The organism is Thermobifida halotolerans, from assembly GCF_003574835.2.
Classification (GTDB): Bacteria; Actinomycetota; Actinomycetes; order Streptosporangiales; family Streptosporangiaceae; genus Thermobifida; species Thermobifida halotolerans.
In genome coordinates, this window is sequence record NZ_CP063196.1 from 3,817,823 (window position 1) to 3,836,894 (window position 19,072).

The 19,072-nt window shown below is 72.3% G+C and carries 15 protein-coding genes and 1 tRNA gene; 5 read left to right on the top strand and 11 right to left on the bottom strand.

The window, feature by feature from the left end; genetic code table 11:
• Window positions 1-45 precede the first annotated feature (45 nt).
• Window positions 46-1,218, bottom strand: a complete 1,173-nt coding sequence (locus NI17_RS17120; protein ID WP_068688112.1) for a DNA polymerase III subunit delta' — start codon at window positions 1,216-1,218, stop codon at window positions 46-48.
• The gene (locus tag NI17_RS17125; protein WP_068688111.1) at window positions 1,218-1,715 is read right to left on the bottom strand and encodes a MarR family winged helix-turn-helix transcriptional regulator; all 498 of its coding nucleotides are present in this window, start codon (window positions 1,713-1,715) and stop codon (window positions 1,218-1,220) included. Before NI17_RS17125 ends, NI17_RS17120 begins: the two co-directional genes overlap by 1 nt.
• Window positions 1,716-1,774: 59 nt before the next feature.
• Between NI17_RS17125 and NI17_RS17130 the strand changes: the two genes are divergently transcribed.
• Entirely contained in the window at window positions 1,775-2,461 is a 687-nt protein-coding gene (locus NI17_RS17130) for an NADPH-dependent F420 reductase (protein WP_119267838.1), read from the top strand.
• A gap of 55 nt (window positions 2,462-2,516) precedes the next feature.
• On the opposite strand, the gene tmk is transcribed toward NI17_RS17130, so the two are convergent.
• Window positions 2,517-4,577, bottom strand: a complete 2,061-nt coding sequence (gene tmk / locus NI17_RS17135) for a dTMP kinase (protein ID WP_119267839.1) — start codon at window positions 4,575-4,577, stop codon at window positions 2,517-2,519.
• Between the two features lie 167 nt (window positions 4,578-4,744).
• On the bottom strand, window positions 4,745-7,480 hold the full coding sequence (gene topA / locus NI17_RS17140) for a type I DNA topoisomerase (protein WP_068688109.1): 2,736 nt from the start codon (window positions 7,478-7,480) through the stop codon (window positions 4,745-4,747).
• 223 nt (window positions 7,481-7,703) lie between these two features.
• Here topA and NI17_RS17145 point away from each other — a divergent pair, with 223 nt between their 5' ends.
• Complete coding sequence (locus NI17_RS17145) at window positions 7,704-7,889, top strand: DUF5703 family protein (RefSeq protein WP_084012397.1); 186 nt, start codon at window positions 7,704-7,706, stop codon at window positions 7,887-7,889.
• Window positions 7,890-8,035: 146 nt separating this feature from the next.
• Here the strand turns inward: NI17_RS17145 and NI17_RS17150 are convergent, their stop codons facing one another.
• From NI17_RS17150 to NI17_RS17160, 3 genes are all read right to left on the bottom strand, one after another.
• Window positions 8,036-8,743: an RTFC family protein gene (locus NI17_RS17150; RefSeq protein ID WP_068688108.1), complete on the bottom strand. Its 708-nt coding sequence runs from the start codon at window positions 8,741-8,743 to the stop codon at window positions 8,036-8,038.
• Window positions 8,744-8,869: 126 nt separating this feature from the next.
• A complete protein-coding gene (locus NI17_RS17155; protein WP_068688107.1) occupies window positions 8,870-9,706 on the bottom strand; it encodes a hypothetical protein in 837 nt (278 codons plus the stop codon).
• Between the two features lie 204 nt (window positions 9,707-9,910).
• The gene (locus tag NI17_RS17160) at window positions 9,911-11,230 is read right to left on the bottom strand and encodes a M20/M25/M40 family metallo-hydrolase (protein WP_199859926.1); all 1,320 of its coding nucleotides are present in this window, start codon (window positions 11,228-11,230) and stop codon (window positions 9,911-9,913) included.
• Window positions 11,231-11,364: 134 nt separating this feature from the next.
• Between NI17_RS17160 and NI17_RS17165 the strand changes: the two genes are divergently transcribed.
• Window positions 11,365-11,452 (top strand) — tRNA-Leu (locus NI17_RS17165).
• 296 nt (window positions 11,453-11,748) lie between these two features.
• On the opposite strand, the gene NI17_RS17170 is transcribed toward NI17_RS17165, so the two are convergent.
• Together NI17_RS17170 and NI17_RS17175 are read right to left on the bottom strand one after the other, a co-directional pair.
• Window positions 11,749-12,030 carry a hypothetical protein gene (locus tag NI17_RS17170; protein WP_068688106.1) on the bottom strand — a complete coding sequence of 94 codons (282 nt, stop codon included), beginning with the start codon at window positions 12,028-12,030 and terminating at the stop codon, window positions 11,749-11,751.
• Between the two features lie 74 nt (window positions 12,031-12,104).
• Window positions 12,105-13,190 carry a polysaccharide deacetylase family protein gene (locus NI17_RS17175; protein WP_068688105.1) on the bottom strand — a complete coding sequence of 362 codons (1,086 nt, stop codon included), beginning with the start codon at window positions 13,188-13,190 and terminating at the stop codon, window positions 12,105-12,107.
• Between the two features lie 375 nt (window positions 13,191-13,565).
• On the opposite strand from NI17_RS17175, the gene NI17_RS17180 reads away from it, so the two are divergent.
• Complete coding sequence (locus NI17_RS17180) at window positions 13,566-14,258, top strand: AMIN-like domain-containing (lipo)protein (RefSeq protein WP_119267632.1); 693 nt, start codon at window positions 13,566-13,568, stop codon at window positions 14,256-14,258.
• Window positions 14,259-14,554: 296 nt separating this feature from the next.
• Here NI17_RS17180 and NI17_RS17185 read toward each other — a convergent pair whose 3' ends face one another.
• Window positions 14,555-15,586, bottom strand: coding sequence for a LacI family DNA-binding transcriptional regulator (locus NI17_RS17185; RefSeq protein ID WP_068688102.1), 1,032 nt, complete (start codon window positions 15,584-15,586; stop codon window positions 14,555-14,557).
• A 171-nt stretch (window positions 15,587-15,757) separates the two neighbouring features.
• On the opposite strand from NI17_RS17185, the gene NI17_RS17190 reads away from it, so the two are divergent.
• Window positions 15,758-16,924: an endo-1,4-beta-xylanase gene (locus tag NI17_RS17190; protein WP_068688101.1), complete on the top strand. Its 1,167-nt coding sequence runs from the start codon at window positions 15,758-15,760 to the stop codon at window positions 16,922-16,924.
• Between the two features lie 347 nt (window positions 16,925-17,271).
• Here NI17_RS17190 and NI17_RS17195 read toward each other — a convergent pair whose 3' ends face one another.
• Window positions 17,272-19,053, bottom strand: a complete 1,782-nt coding sequence (locus NI17_RS17195) for a hypothetical protein (RefSeq protein ID WP_068688100.1) — start codon at window positions 19,051-19,053, stop codon at window positions 17,272-17,274.
• Window positions 19,054-19,072 lie beyond the last annotated feature (19 nt).

Consider the following 19,072-nt stretch of genomic DNA (forward strand, 5'->3'; position numbering starts at 1 on the left):
CTAGGCGTCGGCGGGCGGGCGGTGCCAGGGGCGGCCGTGTCGGTCTCACCCCAGGTACAGCGACGCCGTCATCGCCTCCATGGCGATCTGGGGGTGGACGTTGGCGCCGATGCGGCGGCGGCACTCCATGATGGCGTCGATGCGGCGCAGGGTGGCCTCGGGGGTCGAGGAGCGGGCGACGCGGCGCAGGTCGGCGTCGTGGTCGCCGCTGGACAGTTCCACGGACGCGCCGAGTTGGACGGCGAGTACGTCGCGGTAGAAGGCGACCAGGTCCATCAGGGAGGTGTCGTAGGCGTCGCGTTTGAGGCGGGTGGCGCGGCGCTTCTGGCGCTCCTCCAGTTCCTTGATGGCTCCGGCCGCGCCCCGCACGGCCCTGGCCACGCCCCTGCCGGTGGCTCCCTCGCCGAACGCGGCCTTGAGGTCGGCCTTCTCCTGCTCGTCGAGGGCCGCCGTGGTCTCCTTGGCCTCGGCCTCGGCGATCTCGTACAGCCGCGCGGCGGCCTGGACGCAGGCGCCCAGGCTGTCGAGGCGGGCGGGAATGGCGAGGATCTCCTGGCGCCGTTCGCGGGCGGTCTGGTCGGTGGCCAGGGTGCGGGCCCGTTCGAAGTGCCCGGCCGCGGCGCGCGCCGCCTCGGCCGCGCGCCCCGGGTCGACGCCGTCGCGGTCGACCAGCGCCTCGACGACCGCCCGGGTGGCGGGGGTGCGCAGGGTCACCAGGCGGCAGCGGGAGCGGATGGTGACGAGCAGGTCTTCGGCGGTGGGCGTGCACAGCAGCCACACCGTGCGCGCGGCGGGTTCCTCCACGGCCTTGAGCAGGGCGTTGGAGGCGGCCTCGGTGGCACGGTCGGCGTCCTCGAACAGCACCACCCGGAAGCGGCCCCCCGTGGGGCTGGAGGCGGCGCGCATGACCAGTTCGCGGGTCCGCTCCACGCCGAAGCTGAGCCCACTGGGGCGCACGTACAGCACGTCGGGGTGGGTGCCGGCGAACACCTGGTGGCAGGAGGGGCAGTGGCCGCAGCCGCCGTCGGGGCACTGCAGGGCGGCGGCGAACGCCCGCGCCGCCTGCGCCCGTCCCGATCCGGGCGGTCCGGTGAACAGCCACGCGTGCGTCATGCCCGCGCCGTCACCGCCCGCGAGCAGGTCGTCGGCCGCGCGCGCGGCCGAGTGCAGCTGCTCGATCACCGTGTCCTGGCCCACCAGGTCGTCGAAGACGCTCATCACCGCTCAGCATAGGAGGACACGCCGACATCGGGGGCGGGTTCGGCCGTGTCCCCGGGACGGTCGCCGCGGCCCACCGCCGTGCCCAGCAGTTCGCACAGGGCCCGGCGTTCGGCGTCGGTCAGGCAGCCCAGCGGGGAGTCCTCGGTGAGCAGGTCGAGCAGCCGCGCCCGCAGGGCCGTGCCGCTGTCGGTGAGGACCAGCCGCCTGACCCGCCGGTCGGCGGGGTCGAGACGGCGTTCCAGGAGACCGCGGCGTTCCAGCCGGTCCACCACGAAGGTGACGTTGGACGGTTCGCAGCACATCCGCGCCGCGAGTTCGCGCATGGTCAGCGGGCCGGTGAGTTCGCGCAGGGCGACGGCCTGGGTGGCGGTCAGTTCGAGTCGGTCGCCGCGGGAGCGCACGTGGGCGTCGATGCGTCGGGCCAGTTCGGCGACCAGGCCGCAGATCTGCGCGTCGGCGTCGGACGGGGAGGTGGGAGCGGGATCGCTGGCCATGGACCCACTTTAGCCAGACCAGACAAACTTCTAGCTATAATCTTTTCAGTTAGTACTTCATGGTGGTCGACCACTCCACACACCGACACAAGAGACAGAACTCCATGCACTCCACTCGCCCTCTTCACCTCGGCATCCTCGGCGCGGGCCGGATCGGCTCGACGCTGGCCCGCCACTGGGTCCGTGCCGGACACACCGTGGTCCTGGGGTCGCGCTCCCCCGAACGCCTCACCGACCTGGTCGGGGAACTGGGACCGCGGGCCTCGGCCGACACCGCGCCGCGGGCCGCCCGGCACTCCGACGTCGTCGTGCTGGCCGTCCCCCACACGGCGCTCGCCGCGACGCTCGACGCCGTGGGCACGGCCCTGGACGGCAAGGTGGTCGTCGACACCACCAACCCCGTGACCTTCTCCCCCGACGGACGCATCGTCTCCACCCTTCCCGAGGGGCGGACCGCCGGGGAGGCGACCGCAGCACTGCTCCCCCGCTCCCGGGTGGTGCGCGCCTTCACCCACGTGATGTACGAACTGCTGGCGTCCCGGGGCCTGGCCCAGCCGCTGCTGTGGGCGATGACGATCGCCGGGGACGACGCCGACGCCAAGCGGACCGTCGCCGACCTGGTCCGCGACACCGGGTTCACCCCCGTCGACATCGGCTCGCTCGCCGAGTCCGCGCCGCTGGACCCGGGCGGGGCGCTCTTCCCGCAGACGTCCACCGCGGCGGATCTGCTCGCCAGGATCGCCTGACACACGAAGAAGGGGCGGCGCCGTGCCGCGGCGCCGCCCCTGCCGACCCGTCGGGTCACTCCTTGATGATCGGGATCATCCCGGTGATCTGCTCGGCGTCGTCAGGCACCGGGTCGGGCAGCAGCGGCCGCAGGTGCCGCCGGATGGCCCGGGTGACGGCCTCCTGCGGCTCCTGGGCGTCCAGCACCAGGTAGCGTTCGGGCTCACGGTCGGCCAGTTGCAAGAAGCCGCGGCGGACCCGCTCGTGGAACTCCAGGGACTCCGACTCCAGCCGGTCGGCGGGTCGGTCGGCGTGCCGCCTGAGCCCCTCCTCCACGGGCAGGTCCAGCACGATGGTCAGGTCCGGCACCAGCCGCCCGGTGGCCCAGTCGTTGAGCCGGGCGACCTCGTCCCCGTCCAGGTCGCGACCGGCGCCCTGGTAGGCGAGGGTCGAGTCGACGTAGCGGTCGCTGATGACGATCGCGCCCCGCTCCAGGGCGGGCCGGATCACCGTTTCGACGTGTTCGGCGCGGTCGGCCGCGTACAGCAGCACCTCGGTCCGCGCGGCCATGCCCGCGTGCGCCTTGTCCAGCAGCATCGTGCGCAGCCGCATGCCCAGCTTGGTGGCTCCCGGTTCGCGGGTGGTCAGCACGTCGAAGCCCTCCTCGCGCAGCCACACCGCGATCTCGCGGACCTGGGTGGACTTGCCGGAGCCCTCACCGCCCTCCAGCACCACGAACAGTCCGCCGGGCCGTTCGGGGGCGTCGTCCCCGGGCTTCCCGCCTCCCAGCGCGGTCCTGAGTTCGGCCAGCAGCGACACCTCGTGGTTGTCGTTCACCTGCCAGTAGGTGACCAGCGCCACCAGGATCAGCAGCGCCGCGGCGATCAGGAGCACCCCGGCCGACCCGTGGAAATCGTAGGCCAGCTCGCCCGCCTCGAAGCGGCGGGAGCCCATCGCTGCCGCGACCAGCGGAGCCGCTGCGGCCGAGCCCATCAGCACGACCCGGGCCATGGCGTGCAGGAACGCGAGGGTGCGGCCGCGGATGTCGCCCTCGACCTCCTGGCCCAGCATCGTCAGGCCGATCGCCCAGGCGATTCCCGCGCCGACGCCCAGGGCCGTGGTGAGCACCGCGGCCAGGACCATGTCGTTGACCAGTCCGACCAGCAGCAGCGCCACCCCGGACAGGCCCAGGGACAGGCCGAACAGGCGGCGGCGGCTGAGGTCGCGCAGTATCCGGGGACCGGCGAACATGCCGACCGCCATCCCGGTGAAGACCGCCGCGAACAGCACACCGAATCCGGCGTTGCCCGCGCCGAGGCTGGTCACGAAGATCCGTGCCACGCCGATGACCGCGCCGCCCGCGGCGGACGCGCCGAGCATGCCCAGCAGCAGGCCGCGTACCAGCCTGGTGGTTCCGGCGAACCGCAGGCCCTCCCAGATCGCGCGGAACGTCGACGGTCGGGTGGGGCTGTCGGAGCCGCGTGTGACGGGGATCGGCAGCCGCCAGGCGACGACGGCGGCGACGAGGAAGGCGACGCCGTTGGCGTAGAGGGCGAAGTCCGCCTCGGGCGTCCGCAGCGCGGGGAAGAGGCCGCCCAGCAGCGTGCTGAGGGCGGCCAGCAGCGCGAACAGTCCCGCGGCCACCGGCGCCGCGCCGTAGGTGGTGAGCAGGTTGAGCTGGTCGGCCTGCTCCAGCCGGTGCTTGGGCACCAGGGTGGGCACGGTGGCGTCCCTGGCGGACGCCCGGAACAGCGCCGCGCACCCGGCGAGGAAGTTGGCGATGAGCAGCCAGTCCAGGCGTCCGACGATGGGGATCGAGACGTAGAGCAGACCGCGGAGGATGTCGCTGACGACCATGGTGAGGCGGCGGTCGACGCGGTCGGCCAGCGCTCCGGCGATCGGGCCGAGCAGCACCGAGGGGAGCACCCTGAGGACCACCACGCCGCTCACCGCGAAGTACCGCACGACCGCTTCCTCGCCCTGGGTGAGGATGGCGGCCAGGGAGATGAGTGCCAGGAGGCTCAGCCAGTCACCGAGGCTGGACAGGGACAGCGAGATCCACAGCCGCCGGAACGGCGTGATCGCGAGAACGGTGCGCGCCTCGCCGGGCGCTCCGAGGGGTGCGGGTCGGCTCATGGCGAACAGCGTAGCGACGGGGACGAATCATGCAACGCTTACGGACAGCCCATTACCGGCAATTCCGGACATCTCTCCAGTTCTTCGGCAGCCACGATTTTTCTTCCCGGAAAGCGCGTGGGGGAGGATCCCGGGCACCCCGGGACCCTCCCCCACGCGGCGGCGGTTCAGGACTTCCTGGTGGTGTTCCTCTTTGCTGCCGTCTTCTTGCCCGTGGTCTTCTTGGCGGCCGTGCGCGTGGCCGGCTTCTTCGCCGGGGCCTTGGCGCGGCGGTCGGCCAGCAGCTCGGCGGCGCGCTCCACCGTGATCGACTCCACCGCGTCCCCCCTGCGCAGGGAGGCGTTGCTCTCGCCGTCGGTGACGTAGGGACCGAAACGGCCCTCCTTGATCACCATGGGCCTGCCGGTCTGGGGGTCCTCGCCGAGTTCGCGCAGCGGCGGCGCGGCGGCGCGGCGGCCCCGCTTCTTCGGCTGCGCGAACAGCTCCCTGGCCTGCTCGATGGTGACCGTGAACATCTGCTCCTCGGTCTCCAGCGAACGGCTGTCGCCGCCCTTCTTCAGGTACGGCCCGAACCGTCCGTTGTGCGCCGTGACCTGCTCGCCGTCGATCTCGCCGACCACGCGCGGCAGCGACAGCAGCCTGAGCGCGTCCTCCAGGGTGACCGTGTCCAGCGACATGGACTTCAGCAGCGACGCGGTGCGCGGCTTGGGCGCGGCCGTCTTCTTCCGTCCCTTCGCCTTGGTCTCGGCGGCCTCGGACTCCTCGATGACCTCGGTGACGTAGGGGCCGAACCGGCCGCTCTTGGCCACGATCGTGCGCCCCGTCTCCGGGTCCTTGCCGAGTTCGCGGTCCCCACTGGGCTGGGCGAACAGCTCCTCGGCCCGCTCCCTGGTCAGCTCGTCGGGGGCGAGGTCCTCGGGCACGTTGACCCGCTGGCCGTCCCGCTCCAGGTAGGGGCCGTAACGGCCGACCCGCAGCACGATGTCGGTGTCGGGCAGCGGGAAGGAGCTGATCTCCCTGGGGTCGATCTCCCCGAGGTGGTCGCCCACCAGCTCCTTCAGCCCGGCCTCGCCGTCGGCGCCGAAGTAGAACCGGCGCAGCCACGGCACCCGTTCGGCCTCGCCGCGCGCGATGGCGTCGAGCATGTCCTCCATGCGCGCGGTGAAGTCGTAGTCGACCAGGTGGCCGAAGTGGCGCTCCAGCAGTTGCACCACGGCGAAGGCCAGGAAGGACGGCACCAGCGCCGAGCCCTTCTTGAACACGTAGCCGCGGTCGAGGATGGTGCCGATGATGGTCGCGTAGGTGGAGGGGCGGCCGATCTCGCGCTCCTCCAGCTCCTTGACCAGCGAGGCCTCGGTGTAGCGGGCGGGCGGGCGGGTGCTGTGCCCCTCGGCCTCGACGCTCTCGGCCCGGAGCGCGTCGCCCTCCTCCATGGCGGGCAGCCGCCGTTCGCGGTCGTCGAGTTCGGCCTGCGGGTCGTCGGAGCCCTCGACGTAGGCCTTGAGGAAGCCGTGGAAGGTGATGATCTTGCCGGTGGCGGAGAACTCCGCCCGCTCGCCCGCGCTGGAGACGCCGTCGATGCGGACGCTCACCGACTCGCCGACGGCGTCCTTCATCTGGGAGGCGACGGTGCGCTTCCAGATGAGTTCGTAGAGGCGGAACTCGACTCCGCCCAGCCCCGTCTCGGCGGGGGTGCGGAAGGTGTCGCCCGCCGGGCGGATCGCCTCGTGGGCCTCCTGGGCGTTCTTGACCTTGCTGGCGTAGCTGCGCGGCTTGGCGGGCAGGTAGGCGTCACCGTACAGGCGCGCGACCTGGTCGCGGGCGGCGGCCACCGCGTTCTCCGACAGGGTGGTGCTGTCGGTGCGCATGTAGGTGATGTAGCCGTTCTCGTACAGCCGCTGCGCCACCTGCATGGTCTGCTTGGCCGACAGGCCGAGCTTGCGGGAGGACTCCTGCTGCAGGGTGGTGGTGCGGAACGGCGCGTACGGCGAGCGCCGGTAGGGCTTGCGCTCCACCGAACGCACCGTGTACTCGGCGCCGCCCAGGCGGGCGGCCAGTCCTCGGGCGGCCTCCTCGTCGAGGTGGCGGACGCCTCGGGCGGAGCGCAGCACGCCCTGGGAGGTGAAGTCGCGCCCCTGGGCGACGCGGGCGCCGTCCACCGCGGTCAGGGCCGCCGGGAAGGCGGTCGGCTCGTCCCCGCCCGCGCCGGTGAGTACGTCGAAGACGGCCTTCAGGCCCCAGTACTCGGCCGCGGTGAACGCGATGCGCTCGCGTTCGCGCTCCACCACCAGGCGGGTCGCCACGGACTGCACGCGGCCCGCCGAGAGCTTGGGCATGACCTTCTTCCACAGCACCGGGGAGACCTCGTAGCCGTAGAGCCGGTCGAGGATGCGGCGGGTCTCCTGGGCGTCGACCAGTCGCAGGTTGAGGTCGCGGGTGTGCTCGGCGGCGCGGCGGATGGCGTCCTTGGTGATCTCGTTGAACACCATGCGCCTGACCGGGATCTTGGGTTTGAGCTCCTCGCGCAGGTGCCAGGCGATCGCCTCGCCCTCGCGGTCCTCATCGGTGGCCAGGTACAGTTCGTCGGCGTCGGCCAGCAACTCCTTGAGCTTTCTGACCTGCGCCTTCTTGTCGGTGTTGACGACATAGAGGGGCTCGAAGCCGTGGTCGACGTCGACGCCCAGGCGCGCCCACGGCTTCTCCTTGTACCGGGCCGGGATCTCCGCGGCCTTGGTCGGCAGGTCCCGGATGTGGCCGATGCTGGACTCCACGACGTAGCCGCGGCCGAGGTAGCCCGCGATCGTCTTGGCCTTGGCCGGCGACTCGACGATGACGAGTTTGTTTCCTCCGCCCCGTGCGGTGTCCTTCGAGCCGTTTCCGGCGCTGCCCTTCTTGGGTGGCACGTCTTCCCCTACGTCTCGCCTCGCGTCCGCGCGTCCACTCCGCGACGCGCGATGTCGGTTGCCCAAACTTCGACGGTAACCGACGTCGCCCGGTGCCCTCCCGTATCCTCCGAGTCCGCGTGGTGGGCCGCGGTTCGGGTTTTCCCCGTGGAAGGCGCTGTCCTCGCTCCGTGCGGGTAAACGCTATGGCGTAACACCCGTCGGCAGTCGCAGAATAAACGCAATGCTTGAGTACGAATACCAAGAACTCCGCTTTCCACGCGGCACCTCGCGCAGCGCGGCACGTCAGGTCCTCACCGAGCACGCCGAGTACGGCCGGTGGGAGCTGGCCCGGGTACGGGTGTACCTGGACGGCAGCCGCCGTGTCACCTTACGGCGCCGGATCATCCGACAACCAAGATTAGTGTGATTTCACTCACAGAATACCGGGGGTGTGTTCTGTGTCCCGTACCTGTACGGGGGCGAGCTCCGGCTCGCCCCCGTACAGTACGGCATGGTTGGTTCTGATGGCGAAGAGCGTCCCGAGGCCGCGGCGGACCCCGGGTGTCTAGAGCGTCACCGGAAGAGATTCGGACGGTCGCTGCGGCCGAGGCCGTATCCGGCGTAGATCGCCACCCCGCCCAGCAGGAGTGTGGCGACCGCGGCGGTGAGCAGCGGCGCGTCCTCGGTACCGCTGGACGTGAGCGCGTAGGTGGCGCTCTCCAGCGTCTCGGGCCGCGCCGGCTCCTCCTCACCGGGCGTCCCGAGCCCCAGCGGGGGCGCGATGTCGGGGACTCCCGAGGCGGCCCCCCACTGCTCGAAGGACCGCGCATCGCCCTCGTGCGACGGCTGCCGACCGTCGTCCGCGGCCACCTGCTCCGGCTCCCCGGCGAGCGGCGGCTCGGACCGCGCGGGGGCGTCCTCGCCCGCCGGAGCGTCGGGCTGCTCGGCCGCCGTGTCCTCCTCGGGTTTCTGGAGCGCGCAGTGCTCGTCGGCCCCGCACCGGTCCGGCGCCTCCTCCCCCTCCGCCGTGGGCGCGGGCTGCTGCTCCGCGCCGGTCCCGGCGGGCGAGGCGCCGGTGGCGCAGACGGTCGAGCGCCGCAGGACCGCGATCGAGTCTCCGCAGACGTGGAACGGGTTCTCCAGCAGGGGTTCCCACTCGTTCTTGCCGACCACCGGTCCACGGTCGTCGGAGACCGTCTCGGCGTGGGCGGGCAGGGCGACCGCGAAGAGGCCCGCGGTGGCCAGGGCGGCGAACGTGGTGTTCCGTACGGATGCGCGCATGGGTGTTCTCCCTCTGAACGATGACTGGTCGACGGACGCGGAGGCGACCGGGCGGTGCGCGGACGGAGGACGCCGTCCGCGTGCGGGGCGCGGCGGACGGACACGTGCGCCGCGGTCACGCGCCGGCTAGTCGGGCGACGACGACGGGGTGTCGACGACGTCGCCGACCCGCGACACCGGACCGCCGGACCGTCCGGTGCGCACGGCGGCGGGGCTCGGCGACTCGATCCGCTGCGTCAGGTATCCGGCGGCCGGGTTCGGCTGCGACGGGGAGGAGCCCGCGGCGGAGTCGTCCGTGTCGCGGTCCGGAACGCCGAGCGACGACTCGGCCGGTGTGACGGGGGTGTTCTCCGCTTCCGCGGGTGCGGGGGCGTCGGTGCCGACCGGAGCGACGGGGGTGCCGCGGGTCGGGGCGGTGTCGTCCGTACCGGGATGACCGTCGAGGGAGAGAGGGACGGTCTCGGTGGCGGCGGGGGCGGTCTCCTCCGTCGAAGGGGGGCGGTCCTGCCGGGGCGCCGCGGCGGCGTCCGGGGCGGGGCCGCGGTCCGCCGGTGCGGCATCCGCCGCGACGATCCGGTCGACCTCCGCGCGGACGTGCGCCACGAGAGCCGGTACGGTCGCGGACCGCGGGCCGTCCCCGGGCGGTTCGGCGACCCGGCCGAGGATCTCCGGGGCGCCGCCCACCGGCGGGTCGGCGCGGCCGGCCGGGGGGAGGGACGCACCGCCGTCCCGGGAGAGGGCGGCGGTGGCCGTGGCGACCACCGGGACCTCCTCGGCCGTCGTCGCCACCGCGTCCCGCTCGTTGGGGAAGGCGTCGTCGGCGAACGCCTCGCCGACTCCGGCACACAGCCATCCGGCGGTGACAAGACCGCCGATGACCAGGACACGAGCGAGAGCGGGAGAGACGGAGCGCCGAACCGCAGGACCGGGAAGATCCCGCCGTCCGCGATCCGAGAACACCATGGACAACCCCTCAGTGACGACGGCCGAGGAGGGCCGATCCCACCACTGCGACGGAGAGCTATTATCTCCGAACGCAAAGTAACCGTAGCACTGGGTAAGGTCTTCGCATCAACAGACGGCACGGGCGTGTCCGCCGTGTCCCGTCCTCCGTGTCGCCGCCGGTCGGCGGCGACACGGGGAGCGGCGGCCGACGGCCCGCACCGCTCAGGCCAGGTCGAGGAACCGGTCGAGGACGCGCACCCCGAAGCGGAGGGCGTCCACGGGGACGCGCTCGTCCACACCGTGGAACATGCCGGAGAAGTTCAGGTCGGCGGGGAGCCGCAGCGGAGCGAACCCGAAGTTGCGGATCCCCAGTTCGGCGAAGGCCTTGGCGTCGGTGCCCCCCGACATGCAGTACGGCACGGCCCTGGCGCCCGGATCCTCGGCCAGCAGCGAATCGGTCATGGCGGTGACGATGCCGCCGGTGAAGTCGGTCTCCACGGCGGGCAGGTACCGGATGAACTCGCGGGTGACCTTCGGCCCCAGCAGCCGGTCGACCTCGGCGAAGAACTCCTCCTCCAGTCCGGGCAGGAAGCGTCCGTCCACCTGCGCGGTGGCCTCGCCGGGGATGACGTTGGCCTTGTAGCCGCCCGCCAGGACCGTGGGGTTGACCGAGTTGCGCAGGGTGGCGCCGATCATGCTGGCGACCGGGCCGAGCCGGGCCACGGTGGCCTCGACGTCGTCCTCGCGGAACTCCACGCCGAACGCCTCGCACACCTCCGTCAGGAAGGCGCGCACGGCCGGGGTGAGCTGGACCGGGAACTCGTGCCGGCCGAGGCGGGCGACGGCGGCGGCCAGTTCGGTGACCGCGTTGTCGTCGTTGACCATCGAGCCGTGCCCGGCGGTGCCGCGGGCGGTGAGCCGCATCCAGGCCAGGCCCTTCTCGGCGGTCTCGATGAGGTACAGCCGCCGGTTGTCGCCGACGGTGACGCTGAACCCGCCGACCTCGCTGATCGCCTCGGTGCAGTCGGCGAACAGTTCGGGGTGCTTGTCGACCAGCCAGTGCGCGCCGTGCGCGCCCCCGGCCTCCTCGTCGGCGAGGAACGCGAGCACGACGTCGCGCGGGGGCCTGCGTCCCTCACGCAGCCGCTGGCGCACCACCGCCAGCACCATCGCGTCCATGTCCTTCATGTCGACCGCGCCGCGACCCCACACGCACCCGTCGGCGACCTCGCCGGAGAACGGGTGGTGGGTCCAGTCGGCGGCGTCGGCGGGGACCACGTCGAGGTGCCCCTGCACCAGCAGCGGCGGCCGGGACGGGTCGGCGCCCTCGATCCGCGCCACCAGGCTGCTGCGCCCGGGGTGCGGCTCGTAGATCTCCGTCTCCAGGCCGACCTCGTCGAGCTTGGCGGCGACGTACTCGGCCGCCACCCGCTCCCCCGGTCCCGAGTGGTCCCCGTAGTTGGACGTGTCGATCGCGATGAGCTCCCGACACAGGTCCACCACCTCGGCCTCGGCCGCGCTCATCCCGCCGTTGTCCGCCATGTGCCGCACACCGCTCCTCTCGGTCTCACGTCTTCCCCACCATGGTCTCGCCCTCTGGCAAATTCAGGTACGGGTCACCTCGGAGTTTTGCTATGGTTGTCCTTGTGCGGCGGTGAGCAGCCGAGACGAACCCGGTCCGGGTGGCGGAATAGGTAGACGCGCTAGCTTGAGGTGCTAGTGCCCGTTAAGGGCATGGGGGTTCAAGTCCCCCCTCGGACACCAGCGAAGGCCCTGTTCGCAGGGCCTTTTTGCATGCCGGGAGCGTTGGTCTCGGCAGTATCGGGCCGAAATCGCCGGCGGTTTCTGGTGTTCAGCGCAAGTGAGTGTTTGTGCTGGGCAGAGGGCCGTGGTGGCGAGGCCTGGCGTGTTCGACTTCGCCGCCATCGGCCGGGGCGGGTCGGACCGGGCCGCTCGTGAACTCAACACCCGTCCTCGCCAGACGCAGGGGTGGGACACCCCTGCCCAACGCCTCAACCAGCCTGGCCATCAGTTGACCCGCTTGCACTCACCAGTTGGCGTCAAGGCGGTTCACAGGCCCTGTTCGTCAAGATCGCCGTTATTGGGGCGGGGCCAGACGGGGTGGGTGGGGGGTGGGGTGCGCCGAGTCCGGTGAGGAGGGCGATCTGCTCCTGGGTGATGGGAGTGAGGTCGCGGGCCTGGCGGACGAGGGCGGTGGTGTCGAGGCGGGCCACGGCCGGATGCGTCCAGAACTCTTTCGGGAAGACCGGAGAGTCCGGGTTGAGTTCGCGGGCGGTGATGGCGGCCTCGATCGCGGCGCGGGTGGTCAGCGGTGCGGGCACGGGCGGCTTCCCGGGGCCGCCGCGCCGGTGGGTGCGGCGGCCCCGGTGAGATCGGGCGGTGTTCCGGTCACCGGTCAGGAACAGGCGGTCCCGTTGAGGATGAACTGGTCGGGTGGGGAGGTGCTGCCGCTCTTGCTGGCGGCGAAGCCGAGCTGGGTGCTCTGTCCCGGTTGGATGGTGGGGTTCCAGGACGGGGCGTTCACGGTGATCTGGGAGCCGCTCTGGGACCAGTCGCCGTTCCAGCCGTTGGAGATGGTCACGCCGGAGAGGGTGAACCGCAGGGTCCAGTCGTTGATCGGGGACGATCCGGTGTTGCTGATGGTGATGGAGCCCTGCATGCCGTTGCCCCAGTCGTTGACCACGGTGTAGTCCACGTCGCAGGGGCCGCCGTTACCGGGGGGATCGGTCGGCGGGTCGGTGGGGTCGGTGGGCGGGTCGGTGGGATCGGTGGTGCCGCCCGGACCAGCGGGCAGGGTGAAGGTCCAGCCCTCGGCCTTCCACCGCGGGATGATCTGGTCCACGGCCTGGACCGTCTGGCTACGGTCGCCCCCGCCGTCGTGCAGGAGCACCACCGCCCCCGGCGTGACGCCCTCCACCAGACGCCGGACGAGTTCCTCTGTGCCGGGCGGCTCCCAGTCCGCGACGTCCATCTTCCAGCCCAGCGGCTGCATGCCCAGTTCGGCCGCCACCTGGGGCGTCTGCCCCCAGGAGCCGTAGGGCGCCCGGAAGTAGGGGATCCGGGCGTTCGGCACCGCCTCGCGGATCGCCGCGCTGGTCGCCTGCAGGTCCGCGCGGATGTCCTCCGCCGACCAGGCGCCCAGGTCGTCGTGGCGCATCGAGTGGTTGCACAGCGTGTGCCCCTCCGCCACGATCTGCCGGACGATCTCGGGGTACTGGCGCACGTGCTCGCCCCACAGGCAGAACACCGCCTTGACCTGGTGTCTGCTCAGTACGGAGAGCAGGGCGGGGGTGTCCTCCGGGTCGGGGCCGTCGTCGAAGGTCAGGGCCACGGTCCTGCCGTCCCGGCCGGTCGAGTCGACGATGTCGGCGGTGACGGGGTCGGCCTGTGCCGGAGTCGCGGCACAGAATACGAAGCCGATGGTGAACAGGGCTGCGAGGAGGCGACTCCGTATTCGGGGACGTCCGGGGGTGGTGGTCACACGGGTCTCCTTTGCACGACACAGAACTTCCGGAAAATTCCGAAAGTTAAGGGAAACCTAAAGAGCGCCGTACTTCTCTGTCAACACATCCGCACGGTCCGTGAGGATAGCGCGGGGACGACCGGGCGGGAGGGACTCCGTCCGGATCGGGCGGCGGCCCCGTCTTCGCCGAACAGGTGTCGGGGCCCGGTGCCCAACGAGTCGGGCCCGGCCGGAAACGGTCGGCTTTGACTTCCCGTGGGCCGCTCGGCTAGTGTTCCCCACCCTTGCCCGTCGGCGGTGTGCGGGACGGACCGGCCTTGTCGGGAATGTGGTCTGGGCTACCGGGTAGCCGCCGGGCAGAGCCCGTGCCCCCGACAGCGAGAGGTGCTCCCGATGCGGAAGGCCACCGTCGTCTGGCTCGCCGCGGCCACGCTGCTTCTGACGTCGTGCGGCGGTACGACCGGCCCGGAGTCGCCGGACGGCACGGACGCGGCCGACACGGCCCCGGACTCCTCCCCGACCGTCACCGTCACGCAGACCACGACGGTCCCGGCGGACGGCACTCCCGACGGGAGCGGAAACGGCGCCGACGCCTCCTCGTGCGAGGTGACCGAGGACTGGACCCTGCTCCCCGACGTCAAGCCGGGCAGCTCCGGCGATCCGATCCGGGAGGTGCGGACGGGCCGCCACGACTGCTTCGACCGCGTGGTCTTCGACATCCACGGCACCGACGAGGTCGGATTCGACGTGCAGTACCAGCCTGAGGTGCGGCAGCCGGGCTCGGGCAGGCCGATGCCGGTCGCCGGGGACGCCGCGCTGCGGGTGATCGTGCGTTCGTCGGCGCAGGGCGCCCCCGGCAGCGGCAGCGAGGAGCCGCTGGCGGCGATGGGGGAGCACTTCGTCCCCGAGAGCGAGCTCGCCGACTGGGGCGCGCTGCGCTCGGTGCGCTACGCCGGTTGGTTCGAGGGCCAGGTCACCTTCGCCCTCGGCGTGCGGGAGGAGCTGCCGTTCCGGGCCTTCACCTGGCTCAACGAGGACCGCGGCGTGCGCGAGGTGGTTGTCGACATCGCCCACGACCCGAACTAGACGCGGCGGAAGACTCCCCGCCTCTTCCGGGAACGCGGGCCGGGATGGATCACCACGGAGCGCCGGGCGGGGTGCAGCGCCAGCCTCCGGACCTCCACCGCGGAGGATCCGGTCCACGGCCTCGACCCGCGATCGCCCCGCCGCCGTGCGGGAGCACCACCGCCCCCGGCGCGGCGCCCTCCTCCGGGCGCCGGACGGGTTGGCCACGGCACAGAGCTTTCCGGAGCCTGCGGAATGGAGCGGAACCCCGGAGAGGACCATACCGCCCTGTCAGCGGACCGCCACGGAAAGTGCGGTCAGCCTCCCGCCGCCGCGGGCGGCACCATGGTGCTGTCCCGGACGACGAGTTCGGTCGCCAGCTCGACCCGCGGACTCTCGATCGTCTCACTCTGCACGAGCCGGTGCACGGTGCGCACCGCGAGCCTGCCCATCTCGGCCAACGGCTGGCGCACCGTCGTCAGCGGCGGCGAGGACCAGCGGGCCTGCGGCAGGTCGTCGAAGCCGACCACGCTGACGTCGTCGGGGACGCGCAGGCCGCGTCGGCGCAGGGCCTCGTAGACGCCCAGAGCCATCTGGTCGCTGGCCGCGAACACGGCCGTCGGCGGTTCGGCCAGGTCGAACAGCTGCTCGCCCGCGCGGAAGCCGGACTCGTAGTCGAAGTCGCCCGGTACGACGAGTGCGCTGTCGACGTCCAGACCGGCGGTCTCCAGTCCGGCGCGGTACCCGTCGAGGCGCGCGCGGCTGCACCACAGTTCGGGACGCCCCTCGACGAAGGCGATGCGCCGGTGCCCCAGTCCGATCAGGTGCCTGGTCGCGCTGAGCCCCCCGGCCCAGTTGGTGCAGCCGATCGTGGGCACGGCGAGGTCCGGTACGCCCACCGGGTCGATCACCACGACGGGAAGGTGCAGCTCCTCCAGTTCCGCGCGCAGGGTGGAGTGCAGGTCCGTGGTCACCAGGATGGCGCCGTCGCTGGCGCGCGAGCGGACGTTCTCCAGCCACTGCCGGGTCGAGCTCGCCTGCCGGTGGATGGCCGACAGCGCGATGCCGCCGCCCGCCGCGTGCGCGGCGTTCTCGACACCGCGGATGATCTCGACCGCCCACGGGCTGTCCAGGTCGTTGAAGACGAGGTCCAGTAGACCGACCCGCTCACCGGTCCGGCTGCCGCGGCGCCGGTAGCCGCGGGCCCGCAGCAGGCTCTCGATGCGCTCGCGGGTGGCGGGAGCCACGTCGCCCCGCCCGTTGAGGACACGTGACACCGTCGGCGCGGACACGCCCGCCTCCGCGGCGATGGCGGAGATGGTCACGGATCGGATCGGGGTGTCGGCCACTCCTCCTCCTCTTTGCTCGATGCTTACCCAGATTACGGGTGCGGAGGGGCGACGACCCCGAATCCTGGGCGGGTATTGACCTCCTGGCCGGTTGGCGCCTAGTGTCCCTCGTCACAGTCATCCGGAAGTTTCCGGAAATTAACATCGACTGATCGACTGGGAGTTCCCCCGATGAAACCCGTACGCCTCGCCGCCGTGGCCCTCACCACGGCCGCTCTGCTCCTACCGCTGTCAGCGGCGCCGGCCGCCGCCGGCCCGCATTCCGGCCACCAGGCCGCGCCCCACTCCAACGCCAGGTTCGACCGGCTGCGCTGGGCCGCCCCCGACGACTTCCTCATCGGTACCGCCGTCGCGGGTGGCGGCCACCACCTGGAGCAGGACTACCCCGACCCCTTCACCTCGGACCGCAAGTACCGCAGGATCCTCGCCCAGCAGTTCAGCTCGGTCTCCCCCGAGAACCAGATGAAGTGGGAGTACATCCACCCCGAGCAGGACCGCTACGACTTCGGGATGGCCGACGCCATCGTCGACTTCGCCGAGCGCAACGGCCAGGCCGTGCGCGGGCACACGCTGCTGTGGCACAGCCAGAACCCGGCCTGGCTGGAGGAGGGCGACTTCTCCGAGGAGGAGCTGCGCGCGATCCTGCACGACCACATCACGACCGTCGTCGGCCGCTACGCCGGTCGGATCCAGCAGTGGGACGTGGCCAACGAGATCTTCGACGACCAGGGCAACCTGCGCACCGAGGACAACATCTGGATCCGCGAACTGGGGCCGGACGTCATCGCCGACGCCTTCCGCTGGGCGCACGAGGCGGACCCCGAGGCCGAGCTGTTCTTCAACGACTACAACGTCGAGGGGATCAACGCCAAGAGCGACGCCTACTACGACCTGATCCAGGACCTGCTCGCCCAGGGCGTGCCGGTGCACGGGTTCTCCACGCAGGGGCACCTGAGCACCCGGTACGGCTTCCCCGGCGACCTGGAGGACAACCTGCGGCGCTTCGACGAGCTCGGTCTGGCCACGGCCGTCACCGAGTTGGACGTGCGCATGGACCTGCCGGAGAGCGGCGAGCCGACCGAGGCGCAACTGGAGCAGCAGGCCGACTACTACCAGCAGGCGCTGGAAGCGTGCCTGGCCGTGGAGGGCTGCGACTCCTTCACGATCTGGGGCTTCACCGACAAGTACTCCTGGGTTCCGGTGTTCTTCGAGGGTGAGGGCTCGGCGACGGTCATGACCGAGGACTTCGTCCGCAAGCCCGCCTTCCACGCTCTGCGGGACACCCTGAAGGACGCGCGACACGAGCGGAACCCGTGGGGTCCGTGGTCCCCGTGGTAGGACCGGAGTCGCACCCCGCCGGTTCCCCCCGAAGACCGGGGGCTCCGGCCACGGCCCACTGATCCGCTCCGGGACCGCGGCGGTCCTCTCCCCCGCGTACGGTCCCGCCCGCGGTTTCCCTCTCTCCACGAATACCGAGAGCGTCCCGCTCCACGGGCTCTGCCCCTGTGGCCCGGGATGCTCTCGGCGTTTGTGAGGCGCGGGCGCTCCGCGCCCCGGACGGCTGCGCCCGCGCCCCGGCGACCGGCGCCCGAGAGCCGAGCCGACGCGGCATCACCCCGGGTGTCCGCTCGGCCGGAACACAGCCCCACACCCGGGAGTCGACGCCGCCCTGAGCCACCGGCGGCTCAGGCGTCCCTGAAGCGGTCGGTGCAGACGTTCTCGGACGGGGCCACCTCGTCCACGCTGACGACGGCCACGACAGTGAAGCAGTAGTCGAACCCCGAGTTCAGTCCGGTGATCTCCACCCGGGTCGTCATCGGCTCCCCCTCGGCCACGGTCCCCGGCGCCGTGCCGACCGGACCTCCGACCACGTGGTAGGAGGCCCGCCCCTGGGAGTTGTCGGTCCAGGCCAGGGTGACGGTGTCCCGGGTGTCGGCGACGATCCGCACGTCGGTGGGCGTCCACCGCGGGTTCTGGGCCGCCTCCGGAAGCAGCGACGCGGCCGGGGGCTCCCCGTCTCCCGGAGGAGACGCGGTGGTCGGCCGCCCGGCCGTTTCCGACCCCATTCTCCAGGCCATGACCAGCGCCACCGCACCGATCACGGCGATCACGATGCTCGCCGCCAACGTCGCGGTGACCAGCATGCGACCGAACTCGGTGCGACCGGCCGCGCCCGTGGACGCGCGCGGGGTCTCCGCGCCGTCCGGCTCCCGGGAGCCGTGCCCGGCGGGCGCCTTCCCCTCTTCGGGGACCGCCGAAGCCGTCCCGCCGCCGGGAGGCCCGGCCCGGCCGGTGTCTGCGGGGACGGCTTCCGGCTCGGCGGGGCGTCCGGTGCTCCCGTCCTCCCGCTCCGGTCCGGCGACCGCCTTCGCGGGGGCGTCCGCCGTGTCGGGGAGCGTGCCCGGAGCTCCGGCACGGACCTCCGTCTCCTCGGGCGCGGGGAAGACCGGTTCCGGCGCGGCGGCGGTCTCCCCCGCGCCGACCGGAGCGCCGTCCCGGACCGGCTCCCCGGCGGTCGGCTCCACCGGGGCCGCCTCGGCCGGAGAAGACACCGTCGGCCCGGCCCCCGGTCCCTCCACGGCAGGAGCGGCCTCCTCGGGCTCGGGGAAGACCTCCGGCTCGGGGAGGACGGGCTCCGCCGACCGCTCCGGCTCCTCCGGCACGGAACGCCGCGGTTCGGACAGCGGCGTGCCGGTGTCCGGCTCCGGCGGCGCCGAAGCGCCGTCCCCCACCGCTCCGTCCCCGACCTCCGCCAGGGCCCGGGCGAACGCGCGGGCGTCGGGATAGCGGTCCTCCGGCGCCGGGGCCATGGCGGTGCGGAGCACCCGGTCGAGCCCGAGCGGCAGGTCCCCGCGCGGCACGCCGGGGCTCTCCGCGCCGGTCACCCGCTCCCGGTAGGTCTCGAAGTCGACGTCCTGCCCGGGCCCGTCCGCGTGGGGGCTGTGCCCCGCGAGCAGAGTCCACAGGGTCGACGCCAGACGGTAGACGTCCGACCGCGGCGAGACCCGCCCGCCGCCGAACGCCTCGGGCGGCAGGTGTGCCACGGTGTCCCGGTCGAGGACCAGCGGGGGGAACGCCTCCCCCGTGGCCAGCGGCGGGACGCGGGTGGCGGCGAGTTCGGCGCCGGGGCCGCGCAGCAGCAGCGTCCGGGGGCTGATGAAGTTGTGCACCATGCCGGTCTCGTGCAAGGGCTCCAGCTCCGCGGCCACCGCCAGCCCGGCCGTCACGACGTGGTCCACCGCCAACCGGCCCTCGCGCTCCAGCAGCGCCGCGTAGGAGTCGGGCGCCTCCTCCCGGACGACCGAGTACGGCGCCTCGGAGTCCGGGGCGCCGCGCACCACCCGCACCAGCACCGCCTCCCCGGTCCGCTCCGACCTCGCGTGGAACAGGTCCGTCCGTTCCCCTGAGCACAGCAGCCCGGTGATCTGGTAGCCCGGCACGTCCGGGGTGCTGCCACCGGCCGTCATCGCGTCCCCCTCCGAAGTT